At 32.7% G+C, this 17,595-nt stretch carries 21 protein-coding genes; 12 read left to right on the forward strand and 9 right to left on the reverse strand.

Annotation, left to right across the window (positions count from 1 at the left end; genetic code table 11):
* Window positions 1–11: 11 nt before the first annotated feature.
* Together ACXGSQ_RS10830 and dnaA are read right to left on the reverse strand one after the other, a co-directional pair.
* A complete protein-coding gene (locus ACXGSQ_RS10830) occupies window positions 12–467 on the reverse strand; it encodes a low molecular weight protein-tyrosine-phosphatase (RefSeq protein WP_458626198.1) in 456 nt (151 codons plus the stop codon).
* A gap of 12 nt (window positions 468–479) precedes the next feature.
* Window positions 480–1,907: a chromosomal replication initiator protein DnaA gene (gene dnaA, locus ACXGSQ_RS10835; protein ID WP_115812007.1), complete on the reverse strand. Its 1,428-nt coding sequence runs from the start codon at window positions 1,905–1,907 to the stop codon at window positions 480–482.
* A 201-nt stretch (window positions 1,908–2,108) separates the two neighbouring features.
* On the opposite strand from dnaA, the gene ACXGSQ_RS10840 reads away from it, so the two are divergent.
* Window positions 2,109–2,516 carry an acyl-CoA thioesterase gene (locus tag ACXGSQ_RS10840; protein WP_458626199.1) on the forward strand — a complete coding sequence of 136 codons (408 nt, stop codon included), beginning with the start codon at window positions 2,109–2,111 and terminating at the stop codon, window positions 2,514–2,516.
* Here the strand turns inward: ACXGSQ_RS10840 and ACXGSQ_RS10845 are convergent.
* Genes ACXGSQ_RS10845 through ACXGSQ_RS10865 form a run of 5 tightly spaced genes read right to left on the reverse strand, consistent with a single transcriptional unit; the run spans window position 2,511 to window position 6,081 of the window.
* Window positions 2,511–3,116 carry an IMPACT family protein gene (locus ACXGSQ_RS10845; protein ID WP_458626200.1) on the reverse strand — a complete coding sequence of 202 codons (606 nt, stop codon included), beginning with the start codon at window positions 3,114–3,116 and terminating at the stop codon, window positions 2,511–2,513. The genes ACXGSQ_RS10840 and ACXGSQ_RS10845 overlap by 6 nt on opposite strands.
* Window positions 3,116–3,967 (reverse strand): EamA family transporter, encoded by an 852-nt coding sequence (locus tag ACXGSQ_RS10850; protein WP_458626201.1) that lies wholly within the window; start codon window positions 3,965–3,967, stop codon window positions 3,116–3,118. The genes ACXGSQ_RS10845 and ACXGSQ_RS10850 overlap by 1 nt, the downstream gene beginning before the upstream one ends.
* A complete protein-coding gene (locus tag ACXGSQ_RS10855) occupies window positions 3,964–4,575 on the reverse strand; it encodes an HAD-IA family hydrolase (protein ID WP_458626202.1) in 612 nt (203 codons plus the stop codon). Before ACXGSQ_RS10855 ends, ACXGSQ_RS10850 begins: the two co-directional genes overlap by 4 nt.
* Window positions 4,576–4,611: 36 nt before the next feature.
* The gene (gene ribD, locus ACXGSQ_RS10860) at window positions 4,612–5,622 is read right to left on the reverse strand and encodes a bifunctional diaminohydroxyphosphoribosylaminopyrimidine deaminase/5-amino-6-(5-phosphoribosylamino)uracil reductase RibD (protein WP_458626203.1); all 1,011 of its coding nucleotides are present in this window, start codon (window positions 5,620–5,622) and stop codon (window positions 4,612–4,614) included.
* On the reverse strand, window positions 5,623–6,081 hold the full coding sequence (locus tag ACXGSQ_RS10865; RefSeq protein ID WP_458626204.1) for an LEA type 2 family protein: 459 nt from the start codon (window positions 6,079–6,081) through the stop codon (window positions 5,623–5,625).
* A 49-nt stretch (window positions 6,082–6,130) separates the two neighbouring features.
* Between ACXGSQ_RS10865 and ACXGSQ_RS10870 the strand changes: the two genes are divergently transcribed.
* The 5 genes from ACXGSQ_RS10870 to ACXGSQ_RS10890 all read left to right on the forward strand — a co-directional run bounded on the left by ACXGSQ_RS10870 (window position 6,131) and on the right by ACXGSQ_RS10890 (window position 11,011).
* Complete coding sequence (locus ACXGSQ_RS10870; protein ID WP_458626205.1) at window positions 6,131–6,622, forward strand: GNAT family N-acetyltransferase; 492 nt, start codon at window positions 6,131–6,133, stop codon at window positions 6,620–6,622.
* Window positions 6,623–6,625: 3 nt separating this feature from the next.
* On the forward strand, window positions 6,626–7,498 hold the full coding sequence (gene prmC, locus ACXGSQ_RS10875; RefSeq protein ID WP_458626206.1) for a peptide chain release factor N(5)-glutamine methyltransferase: 873 nt from the start codon (window positions 6,626–6,628) through the stop codon (window positions 7,496–7,498).
* 1 nt (window position 7,499) lies between these two features.
* The gene (locus tag ACXGSQ_RS10880; RefSeq protein ID WP_458626207.1) at window positions 7,500–8,171 is read left to right on the forward strand and encodes a hypothetical protein; all 672 of its coding nucleotides are present in this window, start codon (window positions 7,500–7,502) and stop codon (window positions 8,169–8,171) included.
* A 2-nt stretch (window positions 8,172–8,173) separates the two neighbouring features.
* Window positions 8,174–10,168, forward strand: a complete 1,995-nt coding sequence (gene ligA, locus ACXGSQ_RS10885) for an NAD-dependent DNA ligase LigA (protein ID WP_458626208.1) — start codon at window positions 8,174–8,176, stop codon at window positions 10,166–10,168.
* A gap of 102 nt (window positions 10,169–10,270) precedes the next feature.
* The gene (locus ACXGSQ_RS10890; protein ID WP_458626209.1) at window positions 10,271–11,011 is read left to right on the forward strand and encodes a hypothetical protein; all 741 of its coding nucleotides are present in this window, start codon (window positions 10,271–10,273) and stop codon (window positions 11,009–11,011) included.
* A gap of 30 nt (window positions 11,012–11,041) precedes the next feature.
* On the opposite strand, the gene ACXGSQ_RS10895 is transcribed toward ACXGSQ_RS10890, so the two are convergent.
* Window positions 11,042–11,956: a bifunctional metallophosphatase/5'-nucleotidase gene (locus ACXGSQ_RS10895; protein ID WP_458626210.1), complete on the reverse strand. Its 915-nt coding sequence runs from the start codon at window positions 11,954–11,956 to the stop codon at window positions 11,042–11,044.
* Between the two features lie 3 nt (window positions 11,957–11,959).
* Window positions 11,960–12,685 (reverse strand): 5'-nucleotidase C-terminal domain-containing protein, encoded by a 726-nt coding sequence (locus ACXGSQ_RS10900; protein WP_458626211.1) that lies wholly within the window; start codon window positions 12,683–12,685, stop codon window positions 11,960–11,962.
* A 104-nt stretch (window positions 12,686–12,789) separates the two neighbouring features.
* Here ACXGSQ_RS10900 and ACXGSQ_RS10905 point away from each other — a divergent pair, with 104 nt between their 5' ends.
* From ACXGSQ_RS10905 to porD, 6 genes are all read left to right on the forward strand, one after another.
* Window positions 12,790–13,308, forward strand: a complete 519-nt coding sequence (locus ACXGSQ_RS10905; RefSeq protein ID WP_458626212.1) for a DUF6913 domain-containing protein — start codon at window positions 12,790–12,792, stop codon at window positions 13,306–13,308.
* Window positions 13,308–14,192 carry a 4-hydroxy-tetrahydrodipicolinate synthase gene (gene dapA, locus ACXGSQ_RS10910; RefSeq protein ID WP_458626213.1) on the forward strand — a complete coding sequence of 295 codons (885 nt, stop codon included), beginning with the start codon at window positions 13,308–13,310 and terminating at the stop codon, window positions 14,190–14,192. Before ACXGSQ_RS10905 ends, dapA begins: the two co-directional genes overlap by 1 nt.
* A 108-nt stretch (window positions 14,193–14,300) precedes the next feature.
* Window positions 14,301–15,101, forward strand: coding sequence for an outer membrane protein assembly factor BamD (locus ACXGSQ_RS10915; RefSeq protein WP_458626214.1), 801 nt, complete (start codon window positions 14,301–14,303; stop codon window positions 15,099–15,101).
* Window positions 15,102–15,112: 11 nt separating this feature from the next.
* Window positions 15,113–15,439, forward strand: coding sequence for a DNA-directed RNA polymerase subunit omega (locus ACXGSQ_RS10920; protein ID WP_458626215.1), 327 nt, complete (start codon window positions 15,113–15,115; stop codon window positions 15,437–15,439).
* A gap of 14 nt (window positions 15,440–15,453) precedes the next feature.
* Entirely contained in the window at window positions 15,454–16,665 is a 1,212-nt protein-coding gene (gene coaBC / locus ACXGSQ_RS10925) for a bifunctional phosphopantothenoylcysteine decarboxylase/phosphopantothenate--cysteine ligase CoaBC (protein WP_458626216.1), read from the forward strand.
* On the forward strand, window positions 16,658–17,545 hold the full coding sequence (porD, locus tag ACXGSQ_RS10930; RefSeq protein WP_458626217.1) for a type IX secretion system protein PorD: 888 nt from the start codon (window positions 16,658–16,660) through the stop codon (window positions 17,543–17,545). The genes coaBC and porD overlap by 8 nt, the downstream gene beginning before the upstream one ends.
* Window positions 17,546–17,595: the final 50 nt, after the last annotated feature.

Raw genomic sequence — 17,595 nt, forward strand, 5'->3', positions numbered from 1 at the left:
AAATGTTTGTATTAGTCTATTAGTGTGTTCGCTATTAGATCGCAGGTCTCGTTAATAAGGTGATAGATATATTCAAATCCATCTTGACCTCCATAATAGGGATCTGGCACGTTTTTATTCTGAATAGACGTATTAATATCAAGAAATAATTGGACTTTTTCAATATCAACATTATGGCGAGCTAAGCTAATAATATCATTATAATTAGATTGATCCATGGCGTAGATATAATCAAACGTATCAAAATCTGAGGCTTTAAATTGCCTTGCACTTTGTGTACTAATATCTAAGCCATTTTGTTTAGCAACAGTAATTGAGCGTATATCAGGAGGGTTTCCTATATGATAGGCAGCAGTACCAGCAGAATCCACATAAAAATGGTCAACAGGAAGTTTAGATTGCATGATGCCATGAGCTAATGGCGATCGGCAAATATTACCTAAGCACACCATTAAAATACGTGTCATATGAAATTGTAATTAAAGGGCTAATTTTTTAGACAAGTCTTCAACATACTTTCTAAATTGCTTATCAGTTGACGATAAATTATCAACGGTTTTACAGGCATGTAATACAGTAGCATGGTCACGTTGTCCTATCTGAGATCCAATACTTGCTAGTGATGCTTTTGTGTATTTTTTAGCAAAGAACATGGCTAACTGACGCGCTTGTACAATATGACGTTTACGTGTTTTAGATTGAAGTGTGTTTACATCCATTTGAAAATAATCTGAAACTACTTTTTGAATGTAATCAATAGAAACTTCACGTTTAGTGTTTTTAACAAATTTCTCTACAATATCTTTTGCAAGATTGATTGTAATTTCTTTTTTGTTGAAAGATGACTGTGCTATTAATGAAATGATTGCGCCTTCAAGCTCTCTAACATTAGTTTTAATATGTTTTGCAACGTATTCTATAATGTCTTCTGGCATTTCAACACCATCTCTGTAAAGTTTGTTCTTTAAAATTGAAACTCTAGTTTCAAAATCAGGTGTTTGTAACTCGGCAGAAAGTCCCCATTTAAAACGCGATAATAAGCGTTGTTCAATATCTTGCATATCTACGGGAGCTTTGTCACTTGTTAAGATAACTTGCTTACCATTTTGATGCAAATGGTTAAAAATATGAAAGAAGACATCTTGCGTACCTGTTTTACCAGATAAGAATTGAACATCATCTATTATAAGCACATCTATAATTTGGTAGAAGTGAATAAAATCATTTCTATTATTCTTTTTTACAGAATCGATATATTGTTGGGTGAATTTTTCCGCAGAAATATATAAGACTGTTTTTTCAGGATATTTATCTTTTATATCCACACCAATAGCATGAGCTAAATGTGTTTTGCCTAAACCAACACCACCAAAAATTAATAGTGGGTTAAAAGATGTTCCTCCTGGTTTGTTAGCAACTGCAATACCTGCATTTCTTGCCAAACGGTTAGAATCTCCTTCTAAGAAATTTTCAAAACTATAACTTGGATTAAGTTGTGATTCAATTTTTACATTTCTAATTCCAGGAATTATAAATGGATTTCTAAGCTCAGGACTTTTATTATTAAAAGGCACATCGACATCTTGCGATTTTAAAGCCGATCTGTTTGCGCTTGGGATTTTTTCTGTAAAAGGTTGTTTGTTGCCATAAGTGTTTTCCATTTTAATAACGTACACTAATTTAGCATCTTCACCCAACTCTTTTGTAAGGGAAACCTTTAATATTTTAACATAGTGCTCTTCTAACCATTCGTAGAAAAATTTACTAGGCACTTGAATACTTAATGCGTTACCAGAAAGTTTGACAGCATCTATAGGTTCAAACCAAGTTTTATAGGCTTGTGGTTGTATATTATCTTTTATAAAAGCGAGACAATTACTCCATACAGATTGCGCTGTGATCTCCATTCGTTAAGTTAGGTTTTTCGTTGTTAGTTATTTTAGCAAAAAAAAAGAGAATTGGAATTCTCTTGTTGTTTTTCAACAGGACAAATATGTGAACAAAATTCTTAATAAAAAAATCAAATAACATTGAATGTTTAGATTTTTTTTCTCATGTTTAAAACTTTAGAAAATTACAAAATTTTTTCTTAATTAAATCATTTATGTATGAATTATAATGAAACTAATATTAGAGTACGCTATGGAGAGACTGACCAGATGGGAGTTGTGTATCATGGTAACTATGCCGCTTATTTTGAAGTAGGTAGAACAGAGTGGTTACGCGAGTTTGGGCTTAGTTATAGCGGAATGGAGGCTGCGGGTATTATGCTTCCTGTGGTTTCTTTAGCTATAAATTACAAAAATTCAGCACGTTATGATGATGTGCTTAAAGTAAAAACAACACTCAAAAAAATGCCCACAGCTTCTATAGAATTTGAATACGAATTACGAAATGAATCTGACGTTTTATTAGCTACTGGTAATACAATTTTAGCATTTATTGACATGGAAAAGAATAGACCTACACGATGCCCAAAATATCTTTTAGATAAACTGCGGAATTATTCGTTATAATTCTTTGATTGCAACTCCGAAAAATTGATTAAATAGTTCAAAAATCTTGGAACTGTGGTTTTTTCTGACAGATATTTCTAACAAACAATCGAGCTCTAGAGTTTGATTTATAATTTCGACGTCGTTTTCTTTTAAAATGCGCATCACTTTGCTCATGTTTTTATATTCAAAATTGAGTTGAAAATTTTTATTAATCGTTTGTTCAATAATATTTGAAGCCTCTAAAGCTAATTGGGCAGCTGTTCGGTAAGCGTTTATTAAACCACCAACACCAAGCTTTACACCTCCATAATACCTAATAACCACGATTAAGATATTGGTGACTTCATAAGATTGTATTTGTCCGTAAATTGGTTGCCCAGCAGAATTGTTGGGCTCACCATCATCGTTGGCTCTATAGTGAATGGTTTCTGTTCCTATTTGATAGGCGTAACACCAATGTCTTGCGGCATAATGTTCTTTTTTTAAATCTTCGATATGTTGTTTGATCTGCTCTTCATTTATAACAGGAAATGTATAACCATAAAATTTACTGTTTTTGTCTTTAAATAATTCGCCTTTTGCAGATTTTGAAATTGTCTTATATGTATCGTTTTCCATTATGCTAACGTAACTAATAGTATTGAAATTAAAGCTAAGATAATACCAATCCAGTTTTTCTTAGAAATGTCTTCTTTAAATAGTACGAGACCTATCAATGTTGAGAGTGCTAAAATTGCAATATGATTAATAGTGAATAAGGTTGAACTTTCGGTGTTTTCTACTCTTAATGCTAAAAGTAAAAAGTGAATAGAACAATAATTAACAAGACCAAGGGCAATACCAAAGGGGATACTTATTAATTTAAATTTGTTTTTAGATTGAGCAAGGCTTACGAGTAATAGGATAACACCAATGAGGGCTGCCATAGCAAAAATAGTTGCCGAGAATAAAGGAATATTATCGTTTGGAGCAAAATAATTTATTGACGTATCTATAATACCAGATCCTAAAAACAAAATAACAGGTAAATATATAGATTGCGTTAGTACAATATTTCCTTTTTGTTTTACAGAGGTTAAATAAACAGCAACTAAAGCTAATATGATCCCTAATATTTTTTGAGTACCAACACTTTCCTTAAACACCACAATACCAAAGACTACAGGAATGATAACGCTCATTTTACTAGCAACAGAAGCGACGGATAGACCGTTTTTCTGAGCGGTTAAGGCCATAACATTAAATATGGCGATAAATAAGAATCCGAGCATGATAGCAGCGATAAACCAATCCGTTTGAACGATTTCTGAAGGTACAATTCGGCCCTTGTAAAGTAAAAAGCCTAAGAGGAATGCTGTAAAATAATTAACAACAATACCTTGTAGGATATTAACTTCATATTTTTTGAAGAGTTTAAATACTACAAAAATAGCAGTAGAAGAAAGGATGCTGATGAGTAAATAGATCAAAAGAGCGCTTTTTTAGTTTCAAAAAGTGTTACCACATCTTCTTTAGTTTCGTCTATATTCCATATGTGGAATCCCATGTTAGCAGCAGTATCTGTATTGTCTTTAGTATCGTCAATAAAAAGACATTCATTAGCTATGAGTTTGTTTTCGTTTAAAACAAATTCAAAAATAGCATTATTAGGCTTTCTAAGATGAATTTCTTGTGACAAGTAAAAGACATCAAAACAAGCTTTAAACTCTTCATAAAATGAAACATTCTGTTTTATAAAATCAATATGCATATCATTGGTATTACTCAACAATATAAGTTTGTATTCTTTTTGATTTGCTAAATTTTTAATGAATTCTAATCGGTGTTCAGGAAACTCTTTAATTATAAAATTCCAAGCATCAATAAGTTGTATTTCAGTAATGTGTGGAAACTTTGTTTTGTAAAACGCAATAAATTCAGAAGTGGAAATTTTTCCAACTTCGTATAATTCATTGGTTCTAATCATATCGTTTTCAAAAGTTTCTAAATTGAAGACGTCTAAAGCATTTTTCATAGCACCTTGTTTGTCAAGGTTGATAAATACATCTCCAAAATCGAAAATTAATGTTTTAATCATGCTGTATATAATATTGTGTAGAGCTTATGTTACGTCTTAAAACGAATGTGGTCTCATTATTTTTAGTTGGTCTTTTAAAATATGATGTTCCTGAATGGTTTGTCCTTTAAGTTTAGGTGCTTTTGTGCCGTTCATAAATTCAGAATTGCCTATAAAAATACGTGCTTCATCCCAAAGGTGTTCATCTATAAATGTTTGTAGTGTTGTTGCTCCCCCTTCAATAATAACAGAGTTAATATTTTGCTGATGTAACAATTTTGCAATTTGAGTGGCTATCGGTTTATCAAAATCAATAATTTTATTGGTAAGTCGTATAGTTTTAGCGTCTTCATTAAAAATGTTGTAGTCTGAGTTTAATTTTGAAGTTTTGTCCAAAACCACTCTAATTGGGTTTTTGCCCGACCAATCCCTAACTGTTAAACTCGGATTGTCTTCTATAACCGTATTGGTTCCGACTAATATGGCTTGTTCTTCTGCGCGCCATTTATGCACGAGTTGACGCGAGTATGTGTTCGTAATCCATACTGGTTTTTTTTCGTCTTTTTGGATAGGAGCAATAAAACCATCGGCAGTTTCGGCCCATTTCAATATAATATAAGGACGCTTTTTGTTGTGAAATGTAAAAAATCGCTTGTGATGAATTTTGCATTCATTTTCTAAAACACCAACAGTCACATTACAGCCAGAAGCTTTTAATTTGGCTATACCTTTTCCTGCAACTTCGGGGTTGTCATCAACACATCCAATGACTACATTAGGGATATGATGCGATATAATTAAGTCGCTACAAGGAGGTGTTTTTCCATAATGACTGCAAGGTTCTAGCGTAACGTAGATCGTGCTTTTTGATAAAAGCGTTTTATCTTTTACCGAGTTTATAGCGTTAACCTCTGCATGATTACAGCCGTATTCGCTTGTAAAGCCTTCTCCAATGATATGGTCATTATAAACAATAACAGCACCAACCATCGGATTTGGTCTGGTGGTTCCTAATCCGTTTTTAGCAATTTGTAAACAGCGTTTTATGTAGATTTCGTGTGGTTTCAATTACAATTTTATTTTTACATCTTGGATTTCATCTATAGCGTATGTTGACGAATACCCCATAATCTTATATTTAATTTCGCCCTTAATATGCACTTTTAACTTTTGTAAAAGTAAACTGCCTAATAGGCTTCCGAGATTTTTGTCATTTGTAAAACTATCGGTTTCAACCTTAATAGTCAACGGAATGGTAAATTTCTCTCGTTTAGGGACATCAAATTCTTCTGAAACTACTGATGCTAATTCTAATTCATTAATATAGACTTTTAGATCGTCTGTTTTTAAAGTTCCACCAACATCATTTTTATTTAGAAACAAAGCTTCTGCTCTAATTGTTATGTTTTTAGAATTGGAGTCGACAACCTCAAAATCCTCTAGTCTAACAAACTCTGGTTTTTTTGTAAAAGAGCAGTTGAAAAGTAATGTAAAAATTAAGGAAAACATTAAGAGTCTTTTAAACATAAAATTGTTTTTATATGTATTTTTGGTTTTGTCTAAAAAAGAGAATTTAGTGCGTAAAGATACTATTGTTATTCGAGAAATTGAAGCCAAGGACAATCCTAAAATTGCTAGAGCAATTCGGAGTGTTTTAATAGAAATGGGAGTGCCAAAAGTAGGTACAGCTTATGAAGATGCGGCCTTAGATTGTATGACAGAAACGTACAGTCAGCCTAAGAAAGCGTATTTTGTAGTTGAACGTGGTAACGACATCATTGGAGGTGCAGGAATTTCGCCTTTAGATCATTACGAAGGTAATGTGTGCGAATTACAAAAGATGTATTTTATGCAAGAAGCCAGAGGCAAAGGTTTAGGAAGCGAAATGATGAATACATGTTTAGATTTTGCTAAGCAATCTGGTTTTGATCAATGCTATTTAGAAACCTTACCATATATGGAGGATGCACGTAAATTATATAAAAAAGTGGGGTTTAAGTCTATTGATAAACCAATGGGAGATACAGGGCATTACTCATGTACCGTTTGGATGCTTAAAGATTTGTAAATAATGGTTTTAAAAGAACTTCAACATATATTTCATATTGAATTAGATGCTATTTACGGTAAGCATGAAGTCGATAGTTTTTTCTATTTATGCACAGAACATTATTTGAATGTGCCAAGAATACAGTTGACTTTAGAACCAGAATTAGCAATCACTAAATCTGAAACGGATACGTTTTTTAAAGTTTTAGAAGATTTAAAACAGCAAAAACCTATTCAGTATATCTTAGGTGAAACTGAATTCTTCGGATTACCATTTAAGGTGAATAAAAATGTATTGATTCCGAGACCAGAAACAGAAGAGTTAGTGGATCTAATTAGTCGTTCTGTGATGTCGCTTGTAGTTGATAAGCCTGTGAAAATCTTAGATATTGGAACAGGATCGGGATGTATAGCGATTGCTCTAGCTAAAAACTTGCCTAATGCCAAAGTTTATGCTTTGGATGTGAGTAAAGAAGCGTTAAAGGTTGCTAAACAAAATGCAGAAATCAATAAGGTTGACATCAATTTTATTGAGGCTAGTATTTTAGATGATACTTATCATTCCGCATTTGAAGCGGAATCTAATTTTGATATCATTGTTTCCAATCCGCCATATGTAAGAAACTTAGAAAAAGAAGAAATTAAGCCTAACGTTTTAGATAATGAACCGCATTTGGCTCTGTTTGTAGAAGATGATAATCCATTGTTATTTTACAAAGCGATTACCAATTTTGCGATTAAAAAGTTAAAAGATAAAGGGAGCTTATATTTTGAAATTAACCAATATCTTGGAGAAGAAACGCAGCAGTTATTAATAGATGCCAATTTTGAAGCGATTGAATTGCTGAAAGATTTGAATGGGAATGATAGAATGTTGAAAGCTGAGAAAGGATAATATGAGAGTTTTAGTGTCCTTAATCGTTTTTATAATTTGCTTTTCTTGTAAAGAGAAAAAAGAAGAGATTATTGATATAGAAAATAATATTGTAATAGATACGTATCAAACTTTAAATAAAGAAGACGAAAAACAAAAATTAAAACTCCAAGAATTAAAAGAGCGATTTTATCATGTAAAACTTTATGATGATGAAAAATCAAGAGATACAATTGTAGGTTTCGATTTTTTGGAAAGTGATACTAATGTAGATTACACTTTCGATTATGAGCCATTTATTAAAAGATTATATTCTGATTCTATTCGTTTATATACTAAAAATATAGAAATTGTTTTTCATAAATCTAAGTTCGAAAAAAATAAAGCCAAACTTACTTACGATAGTGATAGCTTAAATATTACTCAAATTGATAATCATGATGTTATAGGGGCAGAGGGTATTCCGAATAGCTATATTTCAAAAATGTATTTAGATTTAAGTAATACCCATGTTGAAATTGATAAACGTTATTTTGAAGACCTATACGAACCAAATTTCGATTTAACTGAGGCGTATTATTACGATAAAGAAATTATTATAACAATGGCAAACAGTGATGGCTATTTAGGCTATAATGTCACTTTTTTTATTGATGAAGAATTAAACATAAAGCGAATAATTTACATTCCCTAGAAATGAATACAAAACAAAAAATAGAATCCCTTAGAGAAGAGCTGCGTCAGCACAATTACAATTACTATATCTTAGATGATGCCACCATTAGTGATTATGAGTTTGACATAAAACTAAAAGAACTTCAGGCGTTAGAAGACGCAAATCCTGAATTTTTTGATGCCAATTCGCCAACGCAACGGGTTGGAGGTGCTGTAACTAAGAATTTTAAAACGACGGTTCATGATTCTAGAATGTATTCGTTAGATAATTCGTATTCCAAAGAAGATTTGTTGGATTGGGAAACCCGAGTAAAAAAGATGGTCGATGGTGAGGTAAACTATACTTGTGAGTTAAAATACGATGGTGCCTCTATAAGTTTAACTTATGAAAATGGTCAATTATTAAGAGCTGTAACTCGTGGAGATGGAGTACAAGGAGATGAAGTGACTGCAAATGTAAAAACAATACATACGGTTCCACTTCAATTAAAAGGCGATTATCCCGAGCGTTTTGATATCAGAGGAGAAATAGTCTTACCAATTGAAGGATTCCTAAAAATGAATGAAGAACGCGTTGAAAATGATGAGGAACCATACAAAAACCCCAGAAATACAGCGTCGGGAAGTTTAAAGCTGCAAGACAGTGCTGAAGTGGCAAAACGTCCTTTAGAATGTTTGTTATATAGTATAGTAGGGAATAATCTCAATATTACGTCGCAATTTGAAGGTCTAGAAAAAGCGAGATCATGGGGATTTAAAGTGCCGCAAGAGGCTAAATTGGTAAATTCCATTGATGACGTTTTAGAGTACATTAATTATTGGGATGAAAACAGATATAATTTACCTTACGAGATTGATGGAGTAGTGGTTAAGGTGAATAATTTATACCAACAAGACGAATTAGGCTTTACGGCCAAAGCGCCACGTTGGGCAATGGCTTATAAATTTAAAGCCGAACAAGTGTCTACACGACTCAACGAAATTACCTACCAGGTTGGTCGTACCGGAGCTATTACACCTGTAGCCAATTTAGAACCTGTGCAATTAGCAGGTACGATTGTAAAGCGGGCTTCTCTTCATAATGCCGATCAAATTGAAAAGTTAGATATAAGAGAAGGTGATGTAGTGTTTGTAGAAAAAGGAGGTGAAATTATTCCAAAGATTATAGCTGTAGATTTATCTAAACGTCCAGAAAATTCGGTGCCTACAACGTATATTTCAAAATGTCCAGAATGTGATACGGAACTTGTTAGGCTAGAAGGTGAGGCTAAACATTATTGTCCTAATTATAAAGCTTGTCCTCCTCAAGTCATTGGACGAATTCAGCATTACATTTCTAGAAAAGCAATGGATATTGATGGTTTGGGTGGTGAAACGGTTGCTTTATTAGTTAAAGAGGGGTTGATTCATAATTATTCTGATTTATACGAATTAACTGTAGAACAAGTGATGCCGCTTGAACGTATGGCACAAAAAAGCGCAGAGAATTTGGTAAAAGGGATTGAGCTGTCTAAACAAATTCCATTTGAACGGGTGTTGTTTGCGTTAGGTATCCGTTATGTTGGTGAAACAGTTGCTAAGAAATTAGCCAAACATTATAAGTCTATAGACGCTTTAATGTTTGCTTCAACATTAGATTTAGTGACGGTTGATGAAATAGGTGAGCGGATTGCCCAAAGCGTGGTAGAATTTTTCTCTTCTGAAGAAAATAGAATTATTATAGAGCGTTTAAGGGCTTTTGGAGTACAATTAGAAATCTCTGCAGAGAAATTAGCTGGTCAAACCGAAAAACTAAAAGGACAAACATTCGTTGTCTCAGGTGTTTTTGAAACAATCTCTCGTAATGACTTGAAAAAACTAATAGAAGATAATGGAGGTAAAGTGTCTTCATCTATTTCATCTAAAACCACTTACGTGGTAGCTGGAGATAAAATGGGACCAAGTAAACGTACAAAGGCAGAAAGTTTAGATATTCAAATACTTACAGAAGACGCTTTTTTAGACCTTTTGAAATAAATTCCTACGTAAAACATGTTATTTAATCGATTAAATGTGGTATTTTAACGTTTACATGTTAAAAAAAAGGTTATATTTGCTTCATTAATAAGGGATTAATTAATGTTAGCGAATAAAATTTTAAAAGTAGTATTGTTGCTCTTGGGCGGTATTTATGTTTTACTTCAAGGTTTTGCTTTAGAAGTCGAAGGGGATGCTGTGGCTTCAATAGCATTTGTTTTACTTACTGGGCTTTATTTTTGTTTTACCAAACATAAATCAAAATTGTTCTTATCGTTTTTGGTGGTTTTTACCATAGCGCAAGTAATCAGTTTTATGGGATGGTATGCTCCAATACTAGAAAATGGGGAAATGGATTACTCTTATTTTGTACCCAATATTTTGCTTATAGTGGCTTATTTGTTATTAATTATAAAGATAGGATTTCAGCTGAATATGAAAAAGGTCTTCTTGGAGTTAACGGTTCCTATTATAATATTAGTGATACTAGATGTTTTTTGTGTTTCATTAATATCGAGTACAACAGAAGGAGTTTTTAATTATTATGAAGATGCTTTAGAACTTATCTATAATGCTGTGGTGATGGCGTTATTATCATTTGCACTTATTAACTACTTGTATCGAAACAACAATAAGTCAATGTTGTTTTTAATAGGCTCTATTTTTATAGTGTTTTCTGAGATTATTCAATTGGCTTATTTCTATATTTTAAGTAATGATAATAGTTTAGGTTATGTTTATTCCTTTTTCTTAGTGGTTGCATTTGTCTTTTACTATATGCAATCGCAACACGTGGTCAGTGATCCAACTCCGGCATATACAGACGATCCGATGGAAGCCTAATTTGTAAAAGTGTTTACATAGAAAAGCTTATTAAACAATTATTGATGTTCCTTCGGCGGCAACAGTCTTTCCTGGTTCAAAATAAAAATCGATTTTACCAAGATATAAACCAAAGCAACCTACTTGATTTACTAATACGTTTTTACCAACACTGTTTTTTTCTATGGTTGGTTTTGGCAAAAAGGTATGGGTATGTCCTCCGATGATTAAATCGATGTCCTTTGTAGCTCTTGCTAATGTTATGTCACTTACTTTGTCCGGACTATTTTTATAGTAGTACCCGATATGAGACAAGCAAATCACCAAATCACAAGATTGTTCTTCTTTTAAGATACGAGACATGTCTTGCGCGATCTCAATAGGGTTGTGGTAAACTGTTTCTTTATACATCTCTTTATTCACTAAGCCATCAAGTTCAATACCTAAGCCAAATATGCCAATTTTAATACCGTCCTTAATAATAATTTTATAAGGTTTTACATGCGTATCCATTACGGTGTTTGTAAAATCGTAGTTTGCTGAAACAAATTCAAAATCAGCATGTGGAATTTGAGCATATAGGCCATCGATACCATTATCAAAATCATGATTCCCAATAGTAGCGACATCATATTTTAGCATGCTCATTAGTTTAAACTCTAACTCTCCTCCGTAATAATTAAAGTAAGGAGTACCTTGAAAGATGTCTCCGGCATCTAATAATAACGTATTAGGGTTTTCCATTCTAATAGATTCAACCAAAGTTGCACGTCTTGCAACACCTCCTTTATTAGCATTTCTTCCATCTTCTGGACCAAAAGGGTCAATATGACTATGCACATCATTGGTGTGCAGGATTGTGATTTTTTTCGTTTTAGACGGACTAAAAGATTGTAAGCTTAGACCACCAACACCTGCTAAAACTGTTGCGGCTGTAGATTTTTGAATAAAGTGTCTTCTCTTCATGATTTAATCTTCTAATTTTATAAAACGTTGATCTTGTTTAGGGTTTAAAGTATCTTTCTTTTTAAAGTTATCGATTAAGACATCTCTAATTTTATAATTTAACACGTATAAACCTTCGTTAGGGTGAAAAAACGTCATGCCATCACCACCATTGTAGAGGTAATCGTTAGTTGCTACATAGTAAGTTTTATTGATATCTATAGGTTTACCATGAATCGTGGCAGATTTAACTGCCGAATTATGATCTAAAGTTAATTGTAGTTGATGCGAAACGGGATGTGCGCGTTTAGCTTCAGAAAGGTACTCCATCATGTCATTAATTTGCGTCCCTTTAATACCAACAACAACAACCGAATTTTCAAAAGGCATAATCTCATAGGCTGTTCTTATGGTGATATTTCCTTTAGAAATAATAGAACGTATACCGCCATGATTAAGTAATACAAAGTCAATATTCTTTTCTGTTCGTTGATTAAATACAGGGTTACATTCACTATAAACGGCATCTGCCATTAAATTCCCTATAGCTGTATTGAATTCTCCGTCAGACTTCGTGTAGGTTTTTGGGGCATAAGAGATGATACTATCCATGTTTTTATTCACATGCATCCTATATGGAGCTATAAAATCCTCAATAGCTTGGTCGGGTTTTAAACTGTCATTAATTTCAATTCGTTTACCTTCAATTTTTGAAAGTTTTGTTGAAGCACACGAAAAAATGAGCAACAATAAACAGAGTTTTAAAATATGTTTAATAGTCATTGAATAACTTATAAGAAGTTTATAATAAAATGTAAGTGCTTTTATTAAATTTGCACAAAGGCTAAAGGTAAATGATTTTAAAAACATTTAAGGAAAAATCTAATCGAAAATATGTCAATAATTTATTGGCTACACGTCAGTCTACCGTTAATAATGATAAGGTAAAGACTGTTGCAGTGTTACTTAATACAAGCGAATTTCATGAATTTGAAGTGTTTAGAGTGTATTTTAAAGAACTAGGGTTAACTTCGCCGAAGCATAAAATTGTAGCCTTTACCTTAGATGATAAATTAGAACACAACAATTGGAATGTCCATTTTAGTCCAAAAGATTTTGGTTGGAAAGGAAAAATTAAAAATTTAGATTTAGACGCGTTTATTAATGAGCCTTTTGATATGCTGATTTGCTTTTATAAGAATGACGTTTTGCAATTAAAGATGATGACAGCGGCATCTAAAGCTAAATTTAAAGTAGGGATATCTAGAGATGACGAGCGCTTGTACGATTTAATAATTGATGTAGGGATTCAGGATATCAATATTTTTAAGCAAGAATTAAAAAAATACTTAAATATTTTAAATAAATTATAATGACCAAATTTATAGGAACAGGTGTTGCTTTAATCACACCTTTTAACGCAGATCTAAGTATCGATTTTGATGCATTAGAGCGTTTGGTAGAATATAACATTGCTAACGGTACAGACTACTTAGTTATCAGTGGAACAACAGGAGAGAGTGTAACCGTTACCCCTGAAGAAAAAAAGGAATTAATTACGTTTATAGCTAAAATTAATAATGGCAGATTACCTTTAGTATTAGGTATTGGTGGAAATAATACAGCAAGTGTTGTTAATGAAATTAAAGCCACTGATTTTTCTGCAATTGACGGTGTTTTATCGGTGTCACCATATTACAGTAAACCAACTCAAGAAGGTATTTACCAACATTTTAAAGCCATTTCTGCCGTATCACCAAAACCGATTATTTTATATAATGTTCCTGGTAGAACGTCATCAAATATGTCACCTGAGACAACATTAAGGTTGGCCAATGACTTTGAGAATATTGTAGCGGTTAAGGAAGCCGGAAATAATGTGCACCAATATTTGGAATTGTTAAGAAACAAGCCGAAAGGATTTTTAGTCCTATCTGGTGATGATGATTTAGCTTTAGGTGTCGCTTTAGCTGGTGGTTCTGGTGTTATTTCTGTGATAGGACAAGCGTTACCAAAGGAATTTTCTGAAATGATAAGACTAGGCATTGCGCGCAAAGCAAAAGAGGCTTATGATATTCATTTTAAGCTAATGCCAATTACCGGACTCATATTTTCTGAAAACAATCCTGCTGGTATTAAAGCGGTTTTAAGTGCTTTAAATATATCAAAATCACACGTGCGTTTACCACTTGTTGAAGCTACAGATAAATTGAAAGCAAGCATAAAATCAGAACTAAAAATTCTAGGAAAAAGTTAAACTTTATATAAATAGATATCTAACCTAGTTACAACCCTTAATTTAGCGGATAATAATTGTTTTTTAAATCCGTTAATAATGCTTACTTTTGCATTCTGTTTAAAATTTATGAAGAGAGGACTTTACATACTACTTATCAGTGTACTATTTATTTCTTGTAGTGACTTTCAGAAAACACTAAAATCTGAAGATACTGCATCGAAATTTGAGATGGCTACTGAACTTTACGATGCTGGAAAATGGAATAAATCTTTTAGATTGTTGGATCAAATCCTTCAAAAATATAGAGGAAAACCGCAAGCAGAAAAAATAACATTTATGCATGCTATGTGTTCTTATCAACTAAAGGATTATTACATCGCTAGTTTTCACTTTGATAAATTTACAGATATTTATCCGCAAAGTGAAAAAGCGGAAGAGGCCGCATTTTTAGCCGCTAAAGGGTATTATTTCAATTCTCCGGTGTATTCTAAAGAACAAAAAGAAACGATTGAAGCCATTGAAAAATTACAACTTTTTGTAAATCAATATCCTGAGTCTCAGTATTTAGGTGAAGCTAACGAATTAGTTAAAGAATTAGATTTTAAATTACAGAAGAAAGCATTTGAAATTGCTAAGCAGTATAATTTAATACGAGAATATAAAGCTTCAATAAAAGCGTTTAATAATTTTTTATTAGAGTTCCCAGGAGCTACTTTAAGAAGTGAAGCGTTTTATTATAGATTTGATTCGGCTTATAATTTGGCAATTTTAAGTATCGATTATTTGAAAGAAGAACGATTAAAAGATGCTATAGGATATTATACAGCCCTAAAGAAAGCGTATCCAAATTCAGAATACATGGAGGATGCGACTAGAATGAACGAAGAATTACAACAACAATTAAATACGTTTACTACTAAAAGTTAAACATTATAACGATGGATTTAAAAAAGACAGATGCACCAGTAAGTACAATTACTTACAACAGAAACGAAATTGATGCGGCAACAGATAATATCTATGAAGCAATTTCTGTTATTTCTAGACGTGCTGAGCAGATTAATACAGACATCAGACGCGAATTAATAGACAAACTAGAAGAGTTTGCTACTTATAATGATAGTCTTGAGGAGATTTTTGAAAACAAAGAACAAATAGAAGTATCTAAGTTTTACGAAAAATTACCAAAGCCTCATGCTTTAGCTGTTAAAGAATGGTTAGATAATAAGATTTATCATAGAAATACTGAGGATCCTCAGTCATAAATTATAAGCCTTAGATGTCTATTCTAAAGGATAAGAATATTTTATTAGGCATTACTGCTGGTATTGCCGCATATAAATCTGCTAGTTTAGTCAGATTATTCATAAAAGCAGGCGCTAACGTTAAAGTCGTTATGACGCCTGCTTCTAAAGAATTTATTACTCCTCTTACGCTTTCCACATTATCAAAAAATCCGGTGTATTCTTCCTTTGTAGATGAAGATGAGGATAACCAAGTATGGAATAACCATGTCGATTTAGGACTATGGGCAGATCTCTTTGTAATTGCTCCGGCTACGGCCAATACCATGGCTAAAATGGCAAATGGTGTTTGTGATAATATATTGTTAGCAACCTATCTTTCTGCAAAATGCCCCGTGTATTTTGCGCCCGCGATGGATTTAGATATGTATAAACATAAATCTACAAAAGCATCCTTTAATAAATTAGCTTCTTACGGAAATCATATGATTCCGGCTGGTACTGGTGAACTTGCTAGTGGTTTGGTTGGAGAAGGTCGTATGGCAGAACCAGAAACGATTGTTAGTTATATTGAGAACCTAATTTTAGATCAATTGCCTTTAAGAGGGAAGCGTGTTTTAATTACTGCTGGTCCCACTTATGAGGCCATCGATCCGGTGCGTTTTATAGGTAATCATTCTAGTGGGAAAATGGGATTTGAAATAGCCATAGCAGCATCAAACTTAGGAGCTGAGGTTGTTTTGGTTACTGGTCCAACACATCAAAAACTAAGGCATAACTTCGTAACTGTAATTCCTGTCGTTAGTGCAGAAGACATGTATAATGAAGTACATAAACATTTCAACACTTCAGATATTGCTATTCTTTCAGCTGCTGTGGCAGATTATAGACCAAAGAATGTGGCCACTCAGAAAATAAAAAAGAAAGAAACAACGTTTACTATTGAGTTAGAAAAGACGAAGGATATTTTAAAATCTCTAGGTGCGATTAAAAAAGAACAATTTTTAGTCGGTTTTGCTTTAGAAACGAATAACGAATTAGAGCATGCCAAAGGAAAGCTAAAGGCTAAGAATTTAGATGTAATTGTACTAAATTCTTTACAAGACAAAGGTGCTGGTTTTGGAGTGTCAACAAATAAAGTTACATTTATAACGTCTTCTAACGACATTATTGAAAATGAACTAAAATCAAAGGCAGACGTTGCTCAAGATTTAATGCAACTTATATTAAAACAAACTCATGCGTAACCTATTTTTTTTATTCGCTTTTTTATGGACTTCTGTAATGGTTTCTCAAGAGTTAAACTGTACAGTAAATGTGATAGCGCAGCAAACAGGAAACGAAAATGATGTTATTTATAAAACGCTAGAGAAACAGCTATCTGAGTTTATTAATAATACAGAGTGGACAAGAAAGAGGTTTGAAACCCAAGAGCGTATTAATTGTAGCATGGTTATTAATATAACGGAACAAAGTAATAACTTGTTTTCTGCGTCATTACAAGTGTCTTCGTCTAGACCAATTTATAATTCTACCTATAGTTCTCCAGTTTATAACTACAACGATAAGAACTTTAATTTTGAATATCTAGAATTTCAGAATCTGGTGTTTAATGAAAATCAGTTTGAATCTAACTTAATTTCAGTACTGTCATTTCATGTGTATATGATTTTAGGAATGGATGCTGATACGTTTGAACTTAATGGGGGGAATCCATATTTTGAACAAGCTCAAACGATTGCAAGCTATTCGCAAAAGCTTAATGGTCAGGGGTGGAAATTAGAAGACGGCTTACAGTCGCGTTTTGCATTGATTAATAATTTAATGTCTCCATCATATAAAGATATGAGATTGGCTATGTACAAATATCATATAGAGGGTTTAGATATTATGTATGAAGATGTCAAAAAAGGTAAATCTCAGATAATAGCTGTATTAGATGATTTACAGAACGTACATAGAGCACGACCAAATTCTTATTTAATGCGTGTGTTTTTTGATGCCAAAGCAGATGAAATTCTAGATATTTTATCTGGTGGGCCAAGTGTTAATATCACTAATGCTATGGATATCTTAAATAGAATAGCTCCAATGCACTCTCAAAAGTGGCGGAATATTCAGTATTAAGTTGACCTATCTTTAATTTTTGGTACTATTGGGATTAACCAAAACCCTTT

This window comes from Winogradskyella sp. PC D3.3 (assembly GCF_054366245.1).